Origin of the sequence: Streptomyces sp. DH10, assembly GCF_029813805.1 — a bacterium.
Classification (GTDB): Bacteria; Actinomycetota; Actinomycetes; order Streptomycetales; family Streptomycetaceae; genus Streptomyces; species Streptomyces coeruleofuscus.
Window position 1 is genome coordinate 18,050 of the sequence record NZ_JARVKU010000023.1, and the last position, 14,934, is coordinate 32,983.

Below are 14,934 nucleotides of genomic sequence, written 5' to 3' on the forward strand. Positions count from 1 at the left end.
GATACAACGGGTCCCATTGTGGGCCGAGTTGCGTGAGAGGGGCTTCTGCCGTGACCCACATCAACGCCCTTGACCCGGGTGCGTCTCCGCTCGACTACTACGGCTTCGAGCTGAGGAGATGCCGTGAGGCCGCCGGGCTGACACAGAAGCAGCTCGGGGAGATCCTCAATTACACGGGCTCGTTGGTTGGCCAGATCGAGACAGCACGGAAGGTTCCGACGCCGGAGTTCAGTGAGCGGGCGGATGCGGCGCTGGGCACGGACGGCCTGTTCTCCCGGCTGGTCGAACTGGTGCTGCGGAGCCAATTGCCCGCCTGGTTCAGGCAAGTGGCTGAGCTGGAGGTGCGAGCAGTCGCGATGTGCACCTTCCACACGCATCTGGTTCACGGCCTTCTTCAGACCAAGGCGTACGCAAGGGGGGTGCTGGGTGCGCTGGACAGAACCGACCTCGACGACCGCGTCTCCGCTCGGCTGGCACGTCAGCGCATCTTCGAGAAGGGCGAGCCGCCCGTCTTCTGGGCAGTCATCAGCGAAGCCGCGCTGTACCAGGAGATCGGTGGCCGGGAAAGCATGCGCGGCCAACTGGCCCACTTGTTGTCCTTCGAGGGCAACCCCCGGATCAACGTTCAGATCCTGCCGTTCTCCGCTGGAGCCCACGCAGGACTCCAAGGCTCATTTGACCTCTTCCGCTTCGATAGCGATCCCGACATCGTCTACACCGAGGGGTACGGCAGCGGGCATCCGACCGCAAACCCGGACACCGTCAAGGACTGCTCGCTCCGTTACGATCATCTGCAAGCCGCCGCGCTCTCCCTCAGGGAATCGGCGGATTTGATCCGGCGTGTGATGGAGGAACGCTATGGCGAGCAGTGTGATCCCGGCGGGGGCCCAGTGGCGTAAGTCCAGCTACAGCGGCGATCAAGGCGGCAGTTGCGTAGAGATCGCCGAAACCGCACACACCACGGTCGTCGCAATACGCGACTCCAAGAACCCGGCGGGACCGATCCTCACCCTCGACCCCGCCACGTTCACCACCTTCATCGACTGGACGACGACTACAACCGCTGAATGATCGTGCCGGTGGCCAAACCGCCGCCCGCGCACATCGTGATCAGCGCGAACTCCTTGTCCGCGCGCTCAAGTTCATGAAGCGCCGTCGTGATGAGCCGGGCCCCGGTGGCTCCCACCGGGTGCCCGAGCGCGATCGCGCCACCGTTCACGTTCACCTTCTCCAGATCCTGCTCGAAGACCTGCGCCCAGCTCAGTACGACCGATGCGAACGCCTCGTTGATCTCCACGAGGTCGATGTCCTTGAGGGACATCCCGGCCTTGCCCAGCACGGCCTTGGTCGCGTCGATCGGGCCGTCGAGGTGGAAGTGGGGGTCGGCGCCCACCAGGGCCTGGGCCACGATCCGGGCCCGGGGCCTCAGCTTCAGGGCACGAGCCATCCGCTTCGACGCCCACATGATCGCCGCCGCCCCGTCGGAGATCTGCGACGAGTTGCCGGCCGTATGGACCGCCGTCGGCATGATCGGCTTCAGCGCGGCCAGCGCCTCCGCCGTCGTGTCGCGCAGGCCCTCGTCCTTGTCCACCAGGCGCCACATGCCCTGCCCGGCGTGCTGTTCCTCCTCCGTCGTCGGCACCTGGACCGCGAACGTCTCTCGTTTGAAGCGCTCCTCCGCCCAGGCGTGGGCGGCCCGCTCCTGGGAGGCGAGGCCCAGGGCGTCGACGTTCTCGCGGGTCAGGCCGCGGTGGCGGGCGATGCGCTCGGCCGCCTCGAACTGGTTCGGCAGGTCGACGTTCCACTCGTCCGGGAACGGCTTGCCCGGCCCGTGCTTCGAGCCCGACCCGAGCGGCACCCGGGACATCGACTCCACGCCGCAGGAGATGCCGACGTCGATCACGCCCGTGGCGACCATGTTGGCCAGCATGTGGGAGGCCTGCTGCGAGGACCCGCACTGCGCGTCGACGGTCGTCGCTGCCGTCTCGTAGGGGAGCCCCATCGTGAGCCAGGCCGTGCGCGCGGGGTTCATGGACTGCTCACCGGCGTGGGTGACCGTACCGCCGACGATCTGCTCTATGCAGTCGGCCGGGATACCGGTGCGGCCGAGGAGCTCGCGGTACGTCTCGCCCAGGAGGTAGGCGGGGTGCAGGTTGGCGAGCGCGCCGCCGCGCTTGCCGATGGGGGTGCGTACGGCTTCGACGATCACGGGTTCGGCAGCCATGGGTGCGGGTCCTCTCCGGGAGGCTACGCGGAACTAGTACGCGTTCTAGTTCTGCCAGCAGTGTGCTGAGGGCTGCTCTCCGACCGCAAGAGTCGTGCGAGTAATTGGGGGGTCCATGCCCCTTGCTACTTGTAGAACCCGTTACTACCGTCACCGCAACTCCGCACAGCTGATGGGCCGTCAGAATCAGAGTCGGTACGAGTGGTGGGAGCCGCCATGTCCTGTCCCGCGCTGCCCGAGGGGTTCGACTTCACCGACCCGGACCTGCTGCACAGCCGTGTGCCGCTGCCGGAGTTCGCCGAGCTGCGCCGGGTGGAGCCGGTCTGCTGGGTGCCGCAGCCGGCGGGTCTCGCCGGTTTCCAGGACGAGGGATACTGGGCGGTCACCCGGCACGCCGACGTCAAGTACGTCTCCACGCATCCGGAGTTGTTCTCGTCGTACCTCAACACGGCGATCATCCGCTTCAACGAGCACATCGACCGCGACTCCATCGACGCGCAGCGGTTCATCCTGCTGAACATGGACCCGCCCGAGCACACGCGGGTGCGGCAGATCGTGCAGCGCGGGTTCACGCCCCGGGCGATCCGCGCGCTGGAGGAGCGGCTGCGGGCCCGTGCCCACGCGATCGTGGCGAACGCCGGCGCGCACACCGGCCCCTTCGACTTCGTCACCCAGGTCGCCTGCGAACTGCCCCTCCAGGCGATAGCCGAGCTGATGGGCGTGCCGCAGGAGGACCGGGACAAGATCTTCGACTGGTCCAACAAGATGATCGCGTACGACGATCCCGAGTACGCCATCACCGAGGAGGTCGGCGCCGAGTCGGCCACGGAGATCATCGCCTACGCGATGAACATGGCCGCCGACCGCAAGCAGTGTCCCGCCCACGACATCGTCACGCAGCTGGTCGCGGCGGAGGACCAGGGCAACCTCAACTCCGACGAGTTCGGCTTCTTCGTGCTGATGCTGGCCGTCGCGGGCAACGAGACCACCCGCAACGCCATCACCCACGGCATGCACGCCTTCCTCACCCACCCCGGCCAGTGGGAGCTGTACAAGAGGGAGCGGCCGTCGACGACGGCGGAGGAGATCGTGCGCTGGGCGACCCCGGTCGCCGCCTTCCAGCGCACCGCCACCCAGGACACCGAGCTGGGCGGCAAACTGATCCGCAAGGGCGACCGGGTGGGGCTGTTCTACGCCTCCGCCAACCACGACCCCGAGGTCTTCGACGAGCCGGACGACTTCGACATCACCCGCGATCCCAACCCCCACCTCGGTTTCGGAGGTGGCGGCCCGCACTACTGCCTGGGCAAGTCCCTCGCCGTGCTGGAGATCGACCTCATCTTCAACGCGATCGCCGACGCCATGCCGGGTCTCCAACTGGTCGAAGATCCGCGCCGGTTGAGGTCGGCGTGGATCAACGGGGTGAAAGAACTCCGGGTTCGGGCCCAGTAGCGGTCAGTGCGGTTGGCGTAGTCCTGTCACGAGGAGCGCGACCAGTCGGCGTGCGTCGTAGCGGGGGTCGCTGTCGGCGCCGACGCAGAGGTTTCCGATGCCGCGCATGAATTGGTACGCGTCGAGGTCGGAGCGGATCTCGCCGGAATCGGCGGCGGCGCCGAGCAGTTGGGTGCACACCGGCAGGAGGCGGTCGAGGAAGTAGGTGTGCAGCGGCCCGAAGCAGGTGCTGTCCCCCTGCATCGCGGTGGCCAGGCCGTGCTTGGTGACCAGGAAGTCGACGAAGAGATCGACCCACCGCTCCAGGGCGGCATGGGGCGTCGGGCCGGCCGCCAGCAGGGCCGGGCCGGCTTCGGCGCAGGCGTCGACCTGGTGGCGGTAGACGGCGATGACGAGGTCCGCCCGGGTAGGGAAGTGGCGGTAGATCGTGCCCACCCCGACGCCGGCCTTGGTCGCGATGTCCCGTACCGGCGCGTCCACGCCCGAGCTGACGAAGACCTCGGCGGCCGCGTCCAGCAGGGCCTGCTGGTTGCGCCGGGCGTCCTTGCGCTTGGACCGGGCCGGGCTTCCGGCGCTCTGGCCGCTGTCGTTCACCGTGTCGTCCTTCCGTGCTGGTGCTGGTGCGTGCTGTTGCGTGCGGTTGTAAAGCGGAACCGTGTTCCGTATCGTGGGTGTCGTAATCGGAACGGCGTTCCGTTTTATTCATGATGACAGACCTGACCGGAAGGCACCTCCATGCCCGGCACTTTCCTGTCCGACTCCACCATGGTGATCTCCGCGAAGCCGGTGGTCCTGCCCGCCCCGGGCCGCGGTGAGGACCTCCAGGTCCGCGTGTCCGCCCCCGCGGCCGGCGGCGATCTGCCCGTCGTCCTCTTCTCGCACGGCTTCGGCTGGTCGATGAACGGCTACGCCCCGCTGGCGGACTTCTGGGCCGCCCAGGACTTCGTGGTGGTGCAGCCCACCCACCTGGACTCCAGGACGCTGGGCCTGCCACCCGAGGACCCCCGCACGCCGCGGATCTGGCGCTTCCGTATCGAGGACCTCACGCGTGTGCTGGACGGACTCGACGTCCTCGAAGCCTCCGTACCGGGCCTCGCCGGACGCCTCGACCGTGACCGTATCGCCGTGGCCGGTCACTCCTGGGGGGCGCAGACGGCGAGCACGCTGCTGGGCGCGCGCGTCCTCGACTCCGACGGTGTTCCCGGCGAGGACATGTCCGACCCACGTGTGAAGGCGGGTGTGCTGCTCGCCATGGCAGGCCTGGGCGACGACCTGACCCCGTTCGCCGTCGAGCACCTGCCGTTCATGAGGCCGTCCTTCGACACCATGACCACGCCGGCGCTCATCGTCGCCGGGGACCGTGACGACTCCGCGTTGTCCACGCGCGGACCGGACTGGTTCACCGACCCGTACACCTACAGCCCGGGAAACAAGAGCCTGCTCACGCTGTTCGGAGCGGAACACTCGCTCGGGGGCATCCCCGGCTACGAGGTGGCGGAGACGACCGACGAGAGTCCCGCACGCGTCGCACTGCTCCAGCGCCTCACCACCGCCTACCTGCGCAGCGCCCTCTACCCCGGGGACACCGGCTGGAAGGCGGCGGCCGTCGCGCTGGAGGAGGACCCCGAGCCGCTGGGGAAGCTCGAGAGCAAGTAGAGGACGCAAGAGATGGGCGAAGGCGACGGCCCCGGGGATCAGGGGGCCGCCGCCTTCGGTCTGTGGGGGGTGGGCTCTGTCTACGGGGCGGGCGGTCTTGGGAGGTGGCCTGGCCAGCGAAACAGGCACGCCGGATGCCCGCAAGGAGCCCGCTTACTAGGTGTGGCCGCATGTGCGCGGAAGGTCCGCCCCGTGACCGGGGGCTGTTCCTACGGCCCCGCTTCGTACGTGACGGGGGTCATGTGGGGGGCTTCACGTCCGGGGCGCGTCGAACGTGACCGGCGTCTCGAAGGCCGCCCGGCGGGTGGCGCGGCGCAGCGCCCGGAGGACCGCGGGGCCGAGTGCGAGCGTCAGGACGACCGTGACGACGGCCCGGCCCAGGTCCCAGCCCAGCGAGGTGGCCAGGCAGTACGCGAGGAAACGGGCCAGGTTGCCGGCGACCGCCGCGTGCGGGTCGAAGGCGACGTTGGAGGCGAGGGCGCTCATGAAGGGCCAGCCGGCCAGGTTCATGACCGTGCCGTAGGCGAAGGCGGCGAGGAAGCCGTAGACCGCGAGCAGCACGAGCTCGGCACGGCCGCGCAGCCGGTCCGGGCCCGGCAGCAGGCCCGCGCCCATCGCGAACCAGCCCATCGCCAGCATCTGGAACGGCAGCCACGGGCCCACCCCGCCCGTGAGCAGCGCGGACGCGAACATCGTCACCGAGCCGAGGACGAACCCGAACCCCGGGCCGAGGACCCGCCCGCTCAGCACCATCAGGAAGAACATCGGCTCGATCCCGGCGGTACCGGCGCCGATCGGCCGCAGGGCCGCACCCGTGGCGGCCAGCACGCCGAGCATCGCGACCGCCTTCGGGCCGAGACCGGTCTCCGAGATCGCCGCGGCCACCACCGCCACGAGCAGCACCAGCAGGCCCGCGAAGAGCCAGGGCGCGTCCTGCGCGTGGGCGCTGAGCCGCGAGGTGGGCGGGGTCAGGAACGGCCAGCCGAAGGCGACGACGCCCACGGCGCTGACGAGGGCCAGCGCGGCGAGCGAGCGGGGGCCGAGACGGACGGCCCGGGCCTGGCGCTGGGCGTTCACGAGTCGGTCCCGGGCTGGAGGGCCGCGCGGACCTGGGAGACCGTGAGCCAGTGCCGCGGGGCCAGAATCTTGGTGACCTGGGGGGCGAAGGAGGGGGAGGAGACCACGACGTCCGCCGTCGGGCCGTCGGCGATCACCTCGCCGTCGGCGAGCAGCACCACCCGGTGGGCGATCTCGGCGGCCAGCTCCACGTCGTGCGTGGCCAGCACGATGGCGTGCCCCTCGGCGGCGAGGGTTCGGAGCACCGCGACCAGGCGGGCCTTGGCCGCGTAGTCCAGGCCGCGGGTCGGCTCGTCCAGCAGGAGCAGCGGCGGCCGGGCGGTCAGTACGACGGCCAGGGCGAGGGCGAGCCGCTGGCCCTCCGAGAGATCCCGGGGGTGGGTGTCGTCGCTGACGCCGGGGAGCAGTTCGGTGACCAGGGCACGGCAGGTGCCGGGTTCCGCGTCCGCGTCCTGGTCGGCCGCGGCGCACTCTGCGGCGACGGTGTCGGCGTAGAGCAGGTCGCGGGGCTCCTGCGGGACCAGGCCGACTTTGCGGACGAGGTCCTTCGGGGAGGTGCGGTGGGGTACGGCTTCGCCGAGCCGGACGGTTCCCGAGCTGGGGGTGACCAGGCCGACCAGGGAGTTGAGCAGGGTGGACTTCCCGGCGCCGTTGCGGCCCATGAGGGCGATGGTCTCGCCGGGGGTGATGGTGAGGTCGATGCCGCGGAGGGCTTGGATGCGGGCGCGGGTGACCGAGAGGGCTTGGAGCGCGCCTACTGGGGTGGGGGGTTCGGAGCGTTTGCGGGTGCGGGTGGTGTGTGGTTGATCGCGCAGTTCCCCGCGCCCCTTGGGGGCGTCGTCGAGCCGTTCGCGCAGAGCTACTGCCCGCCTGCGCGCGTCGCGGACCGTCAGGGGCAAGGGCGTCCAGCCTGCCAGCCGGCCCAAAGCCACCACCGGCGGGTACACGGGGGACACGGCCATCACCTCGGCCGGGGTGCCCAGGACCGGAGGCGCGGCCGGGGCGGGCAGGAGTACGACCTGGTCGGCGTACTGGATGACGCGTTCCAGGCGGTGTTCGGCCATGAGGACCGTCGTGCCGAGGTCGTGCACGAGCCGCTGGAGGACCGCCAGGACCTCCTCGGCGGCGGCCGGGTCGAGCGCGGAGGTCGGCTCGTCCAGGACGAGGACGCTCGGGTGCGGGGTGAGGACCGAGCCGATCGCGACGCGCTGCTGCTGGCCTCCGGAGAGCGTGGCGATCGGACGGTGGCGCAGGCCTGCGAGGCCGAGCAGGTCGAGCGTCTCCTCGACGCGGCGCCGCATCACGTCCGGGGCGAGGCCCAGCGACTCCATGCCGTAGGCGAGTTCGTCCTCGACGGTGTCGGTGACGAAGTGGGAGAGGGGGTCCTGGCCCACCGTGCCGACGACGTCGGCGAGTTCGCGCGGCTTGTGGGTGCGGGTGTCGCGGCCGGCGACCGTGACCCTGCCGCGCAGGGTGCCGCCGGTGAAGTGCGGGACGAGCCCGCTGACCGCGCCCAGGACCGTGGACTTGCCCACACCGGACGGGCCGGCGAGGAGGACCAGTTCGCCCTCCGGGACCTCGAAGTCGATGCCCTGGACGGTGGGTTCAGCGGCGCCGTCGTACGTCACGGACACATCCTCGAAGCGGATCACGAGGGCTCCTTGGGGTCGGGGGCGACGAACGCGGGCAGCAGGCCGAGGAGGATCGCCGCCGCGGGCCAGAGGGGGAGCGTGGGGGCCACGAGCGGCACCACGCCGGGGTGCAGGGCCGCGGGGTCCCGGACGGCGGCGAGCGTGAGGAGCGCGGCGACCGCCACGCCGGAGGCGACGACCAGCCAGGCGCGCACGTCCCAGCGGTCGGGGCGGTACCGGGTGCGCAGCGACCGCCGTCCGCCGAGCCGGAGACCCGCGAGGGCGGCTGCGAGGCCGGTGAGGAGTACCGGGATGCCGTAGGTGGCGCCTTCGGCGGTGAGCAGACCGTACGTTCCGGCGCACACGCCGAGCAGCCCGCCGAGGGTGAGGGCGGCGGTGGTGCGGCGGACTGCGGCGGGGACCTGGGCGGTACGGCCGTAGCCGCGGGCGTCCATCGCGGCGGCGAGCGACACCGAGCGCTCCAGCGCGCCCTCCAGGACCGGCAGGCCGACGTGCAGCAGGCCCCGCAGGCCCTTGTCCGGGCGGCCGCGCAGACGGCGGGCTGCGCGCAGGCGCTGGACGTCGGCGATGAGGCTGGGCGCGAAGGTCAGGGCGACGACGACCGCGACGCCCATCTCGTACAGGGCGCCCGGGAGGGACTTGAGTAGGCGGGAGGGGTTGGCGAGGGCGTTCGCGGCGCCGACGCAGATGAGCAGGGTGGCCAGCTTCAGGCCGTCGTACAGGGCGAAGGTGAGGGCCTCGGCGGTGACCGCGCCGCCGAGGCGGATGCCCTGGGCCCAGGCGGGCAGACCGACTTCGGGGAGGGTGAGGAGGGTGTGCGTGCCGGGGATGGGGGAGCCGAGGATCGTGGCGAAGAGCAGGCGGATGAGCAGGACGGCGAGGGCGAGTTTGACGAAGGCGCCGTAGGAGCGGGACCAGGGGGTGTCGGGGCGGCGGGTGGCCACGACGTAGGCGGAGACCGTGATGAGGAGGGTGAGGAGGAGGGGGTTGGTGGTGCGGGTGGCCGCGGTGCCGAGGGAAAGGGACCAGAGCCACCATGCTGCTGGGTGCAGTTGTGCTCCGCGTCGGTGCCCGGGCCGGGGTGGGTCCGCAGCCCGGCGGAGCGTGGTGCCGCCCTTCTGCGGGACGGGTGCCGCCCCAGCGGCACGACTGCCCGCAGGCTGGGTGCCGCTACCCACGTCGGCGTACCTGCCAGATCGCTGCTGCGGCCAGCACTGCCACCGTGGCGATTCCCGCCCACAGGCCAAGGGACGGGCCGTTGTCCGGCTTGTCCTGCTTCCCGGTCGGGGTCTCACTCTGCGACACCTGCTCCCCGCACCCCTTCTCCGGGTAGCCCGAGATGGCGCACAACAGGGCGTTCGTGTCGTAGCGCAACGGCTTGGCCACCGTCGCGAGGGCCTCTGCCGTCGTCGCGTCGGGGGACACCCGTGCGCAGGCCGTTCGAGGCGCGGGCGGCTTTTCGCCGGACGGCGCGTCCGCCGCCGTGCCGAAGTCGAGGAGCAGGGCCACCCGCTTCTCGCCGTCCTGCGCGGGCGTCTTCGCGCAGATCGCCGTGAAGTCGGCCGTGCCGCGCGGGCGGGCCGCGTCGGAGGAGTCCTCGCTCACCGCGAAGCGGAAGCCCTGGACGTCGCCGTCCGAGGGACGGGTCACGGACGGGCCCTGGGTGGCGTAGACCCAGTGGTCGCCTTCGCGGTCCCAGAACGACCAGTACCGGTACCCGGCGGCCTGGGCCTGGCCCGCTCCCGCGCCCAGCAGGAGCGAGGCCAGGACAAGGAGAAGGGCCCGGCGGATCACGGCTGCTGCCTGTTCCTGCGGCCGCTGAAGAGGAAGCCGATGCCGACACCGGCGACGAGGCAGACACCGACGTACCACCAGACGCCGAAGGGGCCCGAGTCCGAGTCGCTCTTGTCTTCCGCGGCCTGGGTCTTCTCGGCGGTCTGCGGGGCCGGACCCGTCGCGTTCAGCTGCTTCACCAGGTCGGTGCCGCCGAAGTCGCGCGGGTCCGTGCCCGTCGCGTGGGCGGCGAAGATCAGCTGGGCGTAGGCGGCGGGACCGTTCTGGCCGGCCCAGGCCGAGGCGTTCTTCTCCAGCCAGCTCAGGGACCTCTCCGCCTGCCCGGTGTCACCCCGCGCGGCGAGCGCGACGACCGCGTCGGCGGTGTTGCCGTAGTCGGGCTGGGGGTCCGCACCCGGGAGGGCCGAGGTGAGGTGGCCGTCCTCGGCGAGAGCCTTGGTGAGGTAGGCGGCTCCGTTGGCCGCCGCCTGCTCCGGCGTCTTCCCGTCCTCGCAGGCCTGGCCCTTCGTCGCCCCGGTCGTCTCGGTCGCCCCCGTCTTCCCGCCGGGCTTCACCACCATGCCCTTGCCCAGTGCGCCCAGCACACCCGCCGCCGTGGCGTCCGCGTTGGCGGCGAGCTTGCCCTTCTTGTCCGGCTGGAACGCGAAGGCGCCCGCGTCGTCGCCGTCACAGCCGAGGGCCAGCTTCAGGAGCGCGTCGTAGGGCGACTTGCCGCCCTTCTCGACCTGTTGCGGCTTCTCGCCCGCGGCGGTCAGCGCGCCGATGACGACGGACGTGGAGTTGGTGTCGCTGGCGCCGCCGGGCGTATAGCCCCAGCCGCCGTCCTTGTTCTGGACGGACTTCAGCCAGGCGACGGCCTTGCCGGTGACGGCGCCGTGCCCGCCGAGGGCGGTGAGGGCCTGGACGGCGGCGGCCGTCTGGTTCGTGTCGACCATGGTCCTGGCGTCGCACGCGGCGGTGGGATCGGCGCGGTACGGGGCGAAGGAACCGTCCGCGCACTGCTGGCGCACCAGCCACTCCACGGACTTCGCCGCGGGCTTCACACCCACCGTGTCCTGCGCGAGCAGGGCGAGCGACTGGCGCCAGACGCCGTCGAACTTCGGGTCCTTGCCGCCGTACAGGGCGGAGGGGAACGCCTGGGACGGAGAAGGGGACGGGTCGGCGACGGCCGGTGTGGCGGCGCCGACCACGGCGACGGCGGCCAGGACCGCGGCGCTGCGGCGGACGTTCATGATCGGCGGGTGCCTCTCCCTGTGGGGGAGCCGGGCAGCACGGGACACCCCGGCGGCTCGGCTCCGTACCTCGACGGTGCCGTGCACCGGCGGCCTGCCGGGCACGTGAGCCGGTCACGATCCGTACGGGGCGATCCGGCTCACCGCCTCGGCGGCGGTACACGGTTGCGGGTCAGCGCCGGAATTGCACCGGCTTCCCCCCGTACGGGTGTGATGACGACCCGCTTACTGTACCCGCACGTCCAAAACGGGCTGAGGGTGCCGGGTGGGGGCGGACAGCTTCGCCTCCTATGGTCCACGAGCCTCCTACGCGGGGAAGGTGACCCGGCCTGGACTACGGAGCCGGACGGAAGCGGAACTGCTGGGCCCCGCCGAGGAGTTGCTCCTGTCTCAGGGGCCGGCACGGCGGCACTCAAGCTAACGTGGGCCTCCACGACCACACGCAGGAGCGTCCATGACTGATCAGGTGCGGAACTCCGGGCAGGAGCCGCTCCCCAAGATCGACACCTCCGTGCCGCACTCGGCCCGGATCTGGAACTACTGGCTGGGCGGGAAGGACAACTACGAAGTCGACCGCGTGGCCGGTGACGCGTTCCGCGAGATCTTCCCGGGTATCGAGACCGGAGCCCGCGCCGCCCGCTACTTCCTCGCCCGCGCCGTCCGCCACCTCGCCGCCGAGGAGGGCATCCGCCAGTTCCTGGACATCGGCACCGGGCTGCCCAACGTGGACAACACCCACCAGATCGCCCAGCGGGTGGCGCCGGAGAGCCGGATCGTCTACGTCGACAACGACCCGCTGGTGCTGGCCCACGCCCGCGCGCTGCTCACCAGCACCGAGGAAGGCGTCACCAACTACGTCGACGCCGACCTGCGCGAGCCGGGCACGATCATCCGGGAAGCCGGGAAGACGCTCGACTTCGACCAGCCCGTCGCCCTCATGCTGATGGGCATCCTGGGCCACATCGAGGACCACGACGAGGCACGCTCGATCGTGCGGCAGCTGGTGGACGCCCTGCCCTCCGGCAGCTACCTCGTCCAGTACGACAGCACCGACACCAGCGAGGATTACGTCCGGGCCATCCAGCAGTACAACGACGGCGGCTCGATCCCGTACATCCTGCGCAGCCCCGAGCAGATCGCCCGCTACTTCGACGGTCTGGAGCTGCTCGAACCGGGCGTCACGTCCTGCTCGCGCTGGCGCCCCGACGCCGCGGCCCTGGATCTCCCCGCGGAGGTGCACCAGTACGGCGGAGTCGCCCTGAAACGCTGACGTCTCAGGTCTCCTGAAGGATGCGGTGGAGGATGGTCGGAGTCTCGTCCGGTGACTCGGCTTCGACCACCAGCCGGTTCATCGCGTCCCAGTAGCACTCGATCTCGGCAGGCCGGTCGGGATAGAGGCCGGTGGTGAGCCGTTCGAGGTAGACCACGTCGGGCAACTCGCCGCCGGGCAGGCGCAGAATCGTGACCGGGCCGCCCTCCGCCGCGTGGCCGCCACTGCTGAACGTCAGGATCTGGACCGTGACCTGCGGAAGCCCGCAGATCTCGATGAGATGCCTGAGCTGCGCGCGCAGGACGTCGGGACCGCCCACCGGGCGACGCAGCGCCGCCTCGTCGATCACGGCCCACAACCGGGTCGCCGGCCGCCGGCGCAGAATCCGCTGGCGGGTCATCCGCAGCGCGACCCGGCGGTCCAACTCCTCCGCGCCGGCGTCCGGGCGGGCGACCCGGATGGAGGCCCGTGCGTAGTCGGCGGTCTGGAGCAGTGCGGGAACGCGCTGGACCTGGAAGCAGCGGATGACGCTCGCCGCCTGTTCCGCGCCCAGGTACGTCTGCATCCAGGTGGGCACCACGTCGCTGTAGTACTGCCACCAGGCGGGGGTGTTGGCCTGCTCGGCCAGTGCCACCAGGGTCGCGCGCTCGGCCTCGTCCGTGACGCCGTAGTGCGTGAGCAGATCGGCGACGTCGCGCAGCTTGAACCCGTGCCGGCCGGTCTCCATCCTGCTGATCTTGGACGCGGAGGCCCGGATGACATGGCCCGCGTCCGCACGGCCGATGCCCCGCTCCTCCCGCAGCCCGCGCAGCCGTGCGCCCAGCACCAGCCGCGGCACCATGGGCCCGGCCGATCCGCTGTCCAGGACTCCGCTGCCGGGCGTCGTACGAGCGGCCTCTTCGGTGCCCATGGGCATGTCTCCTTGCGGGGGAACGCAACTCCGCGATGTCTGTGAGCGCCGCGGCATATGCATCCTAGGGCCCCGCGCCGACCCCATCCGGCTTATGGCAGAGGCGAGTTCGCCCGCGGGGTGGCTCCGCCGAAGGGCAGGTGCAGCGTCCGCGAGGCGAGCAGCCAGGCGCCGTCGGCCCTGTGGAACGTGTCCTCGTAGTGCCCGGCCTGGACCGGCGGCCCGGCCGGGACCATACCGCCGTCGTAGCCGTCGACGCGGTACGTCGTGAAGTACGAGATCGCCTCGGCCACGTCCGGGGACACCACCGTGACCAGGACGTTGGACATCATGCGGCGGGACAGCCGGTCGGCGGGGCGGGAGCCGAAGTACGCGCGCAGGGCGTCCCGGCCCTTGACCAGCCGTCCGTCCTCCGGCCACTGCCAGACGCCGTCCTCGGTGAACAGCTCGGCCACGGAGGAGGGTTCGCCCAGGTCGAGCCGGTGGACGAAGTCGATGACCAGGCGCTCGCAGGCGCGTTCGGCGAGGAGGCGTTCCATGGGGTCCATGATTGTTTCGTAGCACCCCGGCGGTCGGTCCTCCGCCGGGTTTGCCACCTCATTGCACCGCCACGTACGTCACCGGATCGCTCCCCGGCACCGCCTCCGCCCGGCCCGCCTTGACCAGGCGGCGCAGATGGGACTCGGCCTCCGAGACGGCGATGGTGCGGGAGCCGTGGGGGATGTCGGCCCAGGGGCGGTTCCACTCCATGCGCTCGGCGAGCTGCCAGGGCGTGAGCGGCTCGGCGAGGAGGGCCAGCAGGTCCGTGAGGCGGGCCTCGTGGTGGGCGAGCAGCTCGCGGACGCGGGCGGCGGCGTCGGGGAAGGGGTGCTGGTGGGCCGGGAGCACCTCGGCGGGGGCGAGGCGGCCCACGCGTTCGAGGGAGTCGAGGTAGTCGCCCAGGGGGTCGGTGACCGTGGTGTCGTCGGGATCCTCGTAGAGGCCGATGTGCGGGGTGATCTCGGGCAGCAGGTGGTCGCCGGAGAACAGGCGGCCGTGGCCGGGGAGTCGCGCGGGGTGGGTTTCCTCCAGGTGGAGGCAGACGTGGCCCGGGGTGTGCCCCGGGGTCCAGATCGCGCGCAGGCGGCGGCCGGGGAGGTCGAGGAGTTCGCCGGGGACGATGTCGCGGTCGGGCAGGGCGGGGGAGAGGCCGGGCAGGGCGCGGGGCCGGGCCGCGCGCAGCGGGGCGATGTGCTCCTCCGGGGCGCCGGCGGCGGCGAGCTTGGCCGCCATGTACGAGAACCAGCGCTCGGGGCGGGCCCCCCGGGTCCGCCGTACGACCGCCGTGTCCGCCGGGTGCATCGCGATCCACGCGCCCGAGGCCTCACGGACCCGGCCGGACAGGCCGTGGTGGTCCGGGTGGTGGTGGGTGACGACCACGCCGTGGATCTCGGCGACCGAGGTGCCGCAGGCGGTGAGGCCGGACGCGAGGGTGTCCCAGGACGCCGGGTCGTCCCAGCCGGTGTCGATCAGTACCGGGCCCCGGTCGGTGTCGACGACGTACACCAGCGTGTGGCCGAGGGGATTGTCCGGGATGGGGACCCGCAGGGACCGGACACCTCCGCCGTGGTCGTACACCGCCGGGGCGGGCCCGCGGTCCTGGCTGCTCTGCATGTGCCCTCCGTTCC

The 14,934-nt window shown here is 71.5% G+C and carries 15 protein-coding genes; 5 read left to right on the top strand and 10 right to left on the bottom strand.

All coding sequences use genetic code 11. The annotated features are described in order from the left end of the window. Nucleotides 1-50: 50 nt before the first annotated feature. Together QC385_RS35070 and QC385_RS35075 are read left to right on the top strand one after the other, a co-directional pair. Nucleotides 51-899, top strand: a complete 849-nt coding sequence (locus QC385_RS35070) for a helix-turn-helix domain-containing protein (RefSeq protein ID WP_279545411.1) — start codon at nucleotides 51-53, stop codon at nucleotides 897-899. After that, nucleotides 859-1,071: a DUF397 domain-containing protein gene (locus QC385_RS35075; protein ID WP_279545412.1), complete on the top strand. Its 213-nt coding sequence runs from the start codon at nucleotides 859-861 to the stop codon at nucleotides 1,069-1,071. The genes QC385_RS35070 and QC385_RS35075 overlap by 41 nt, the downstream gene beginning before the upstream one ends. On the opposite strand, the gene QC385_RS35080 is transcribed toward QC385_RS35075, so the two are convergent. Then, on the bottom strand, nucleotides 1,055-2,224 hold the full coding sequence (locus QC385_RS35080) for a steroid 3-ketoacyl-CoA thiolase (RefSeq protein WP_279545413.1): 1,170 nt from the start codon (nucleotides 2,222-2,224) through the stop codon (nucleotides 1,055-1,057). The genes QC385_RS35075 and QC385_RS35080 overlap by 17 nt on opposite strands. A 216-nt stretch (nucleotides 2,225-2,440) precedes the next feature. Between QC385_RS35080 and QC385_RS35085 the strand changes: the two genes are divergently transcribed. Further along, a complete protein-coding gene (locus QC385_RS35085) occupies nucleotides 2,441-3,676 on the top strand; it encodes a cytochrome P450 (protein ID WP_279545414.1) in 1,236 nt (411 codons plus the stop codon). A gap of 3 nt (nucleotides 3,677-3,679) precedes the next feature. Here QC385_RS35085 and QC385_RS35090 read toward each other — a convergent pair whose 3' ends face one another. Next, entirely contained in the window at nucleotides 3,680-4,270 is a 591-nt protein-coding gene (locus tag QC385_RS35090) for a TetR/AcrR family transcriptional regulator (protein ID WP_279545415.1), read from the bottom strand. 141 nt (nucleotides 4,271-4,411) lie between these two features. On the opposite strand from QC385_RS35090, the gene QC385_RS35095 reads away from it, so the two are divergent. Further along, complete coding sequence (locus QC385_RS35095; protein WP_279545416.1) at nucleotides 4,412-5,332, top strand: alpha/beta hydrolase family protein; 921 nt, start codon at nucleotides 4,412-4,414, stop codon at nucleotides 5,330-5,332. A 252-nt stretch (nucleotides 5,333-5,584) separates the two neighbouring features. On the opposite strand, the gene QC385_RS35100 is transcribed toward QC385_RS35095, so the two are convergent. Genes QC385_RS35100 through QC385_RS35120 form a run of 5 tightly spaced genes read right to left on the bottom strand, consistent with a single transcriptional unit; the run spans nucleotide 5,585 to nucleotide 11,087 of the window. Then, nucleotides 5,585-6,409, bottom strand: coding sequence for an ECF transporter S component (locus QC385_RS35100; RefSeq protein WP_279545417.1), 825 nt, complete (start codon nucleotides 6,407-6,409; stop codon nucleotides 5,585-5,587). Then, nucleotides 6,406-8,061, bottom strand: a complete 1,656-nt coding sequence (locus tag QC385_RS35105; protein WP_279545419.1) for an ABC transporter ATP-binding protein — start codon at nucleotides 8,059-8,061, stop codon at nucleotides 6,406-6,408. Before QC385_RS35105 ends, QC385_RS35100 begins: the two co-directional genes overlap by 4 nt. After that, nucleotides 8,058-9,239, bottom strand: coding sequence for a CbiQ family ECF transporter T component (locus QC385_RS35110; protein WP_443033070.1), 1,182 nt, complete (start codon nucleotides 9,237-9,239; stop codon nucleotides 8,058-8,060). The genes QC385_RS35105 and QC385_RS35110 overlap by 4 nt, the downstream gene beginning before the upstream one ends. After that, a complete protein-coding gene (locus QC385_RS35115; RefSeq protein ID WP_279545421.1) occupies nucleotides 9,232-9,855 on the bottom strand; it encodes an SCO2322 family protein in 624 nt (207 codons plus the stop codon). The genes QC385_RS35110 and QC385_RS35115 overlap by 8 nt, the downstream gene beginning before the upstream one ends. Then, nucleotides 9,852-11,087, bottom strand: coding sequence for a prenyltransferase/squalene oxidase repeat-containing protein (locus tag QC385_RS35120; RefSeq protein ID WP_279545422.1), 1,236 nt, complete (start codon nucleotides 11,085-11,087; stop codon nucleotides 9,852-9,854). Before QC385_RS35120 ends, QC385_RS35115 begins: the two co-directional genes overlap by 4 nt. 454 nt (nucleotides 11,088-11,541) lie before the next feature. Between QC385_RS35120 and QC385_RS35125 the strand changes: the two genes are divergently transcribed. Beyond that, nucleotides 11,542-12,357: an SAM-dependent methyltransferase gene (locus QC385_RS35125; RefSeq protein WP_279545423.1), complete on the top strand. Its 816-nt coding sequence runs from the start codon at nucleotides 11,542-11,544 to the stop codon at nucleotides 12,355-12,357. Between the two features lie 4 nt (nucleotides 12,358-12,361). Here QC385_RS35125 and QC385_RS35130 read toward each other — a convergent pair whose 3' ends face one another. From QC385_RS35130 to QC385_RS35140, 3 genes are all read right to left on the bottom strand, one after another. Beyond that, on the bottom strand, nucleotides 12,362-13,267 hold the full coding sequence (locus QC385_RS35130; RefSeq protein ID WP_279545425.1) for a helix-turn-helix domain-containing protein: 906 nt from the start codon (nucleotides 13,265-13,267) through the stop codon (nucleotides 12,362-12,364). Nucleotides 13,268-13,359: 92 nt separating this feature from the next. Then, complete coding sequence (locus QC385_RS35135) at nucleotides 13,360-13,815, bottom strand: nuclear transport factor 2 family protein (RefSeq protein ID WP_279545427.1); 456 nt, start codon at nucleotides 13,813-13,815, stop codon at nucleotides 13,360-13,362. A gap of 49 nt (nucleotides 13,816-13,864) precedes the next feature. Further along, the gene (locus QC385_RS35140; protein WP_279545428.1) at nucleotides 13,865-14,920 is read right to left on the bottom strand and encodes an MBL fold metallo-hydrolase; all 1,056 of its coding nucleotides are present in this window, start codon (nucleotides 14,918-14,920) and stop codon (nucleotides 13,865-13,867) included. Between the last annotated feature and the right edge of the window lie 14 nt (nucleotides 14,921-14,934).

Excerpts from the sequence above, each read along its gene's own strand:
- QC385_RS35075 (WP_279545412.1), top strand. The coding sequence starts at position 859 with ATGGCGAGCAGTGTGATCCCGGCGGGGGCCCAGTGGCGTAAGTCCAGC.
- QC385_RS35080 (WP_279545413.1), bottom strand. The coding sequence starts at position 2,224 with ATGGCTGCCGAACCCGTGATCGTCGAAGCCGTACGCACCCCCATCGGC.
- QC385_RS35085 (WP_279545414.1), top strand. The coding sequence starts at position 2,441 with ATGTCCTGTCCCGCGCTGCCCGAGGGGTTCGACTTCACCGACCCGGAC.
- QC385_RS35095 (WP_279545416.1), top strand. The coding sequence starts at position 4,412 with ATGCCCGGCACTTTCCTGTCCGACTCCACCATGGTGATCTCCGCGAAG.
- QC385_RS35120 (WP_279545422.1), bottom strand. The coding sequence starts at position 11,087 with ATGAACGTCCGCCGCAGCGCCGCGGTCCTGGCCGCCGTCGCCGTGGTC.
- QC385_RS35125 (WP_279545423.1), top strand. The coding sequence starts at position 11,542 with ATGACTGATCAGGTGCGGAACTCCGGGCAGGAGCCGCTCCCCAAGATC.
- QC385_RS35130 (WP_279545425.1), bottom strand. The coding sequence starts at position 13,267 with ATGGGCACCGAAGAGGCCGCTCGTACGACGCCCGGCAGCGGAGTCCTG.
- QC385_RS35135 (WP_279545427.1), bottom strand. The coding sequence starts at position 13,815 with ATGGACCCCATGGAACGCCTCCTCGCCGAACGCGCCTGCGAGCGCCTG.
- QC385_RS35140 (WP_279545428.1), bottom strand. The coding sequence starts at position 14,920 with ATGCAGAGCAGCCAGGACCGCGGGCCCGCCCCGGCGGTGTACGACCAC.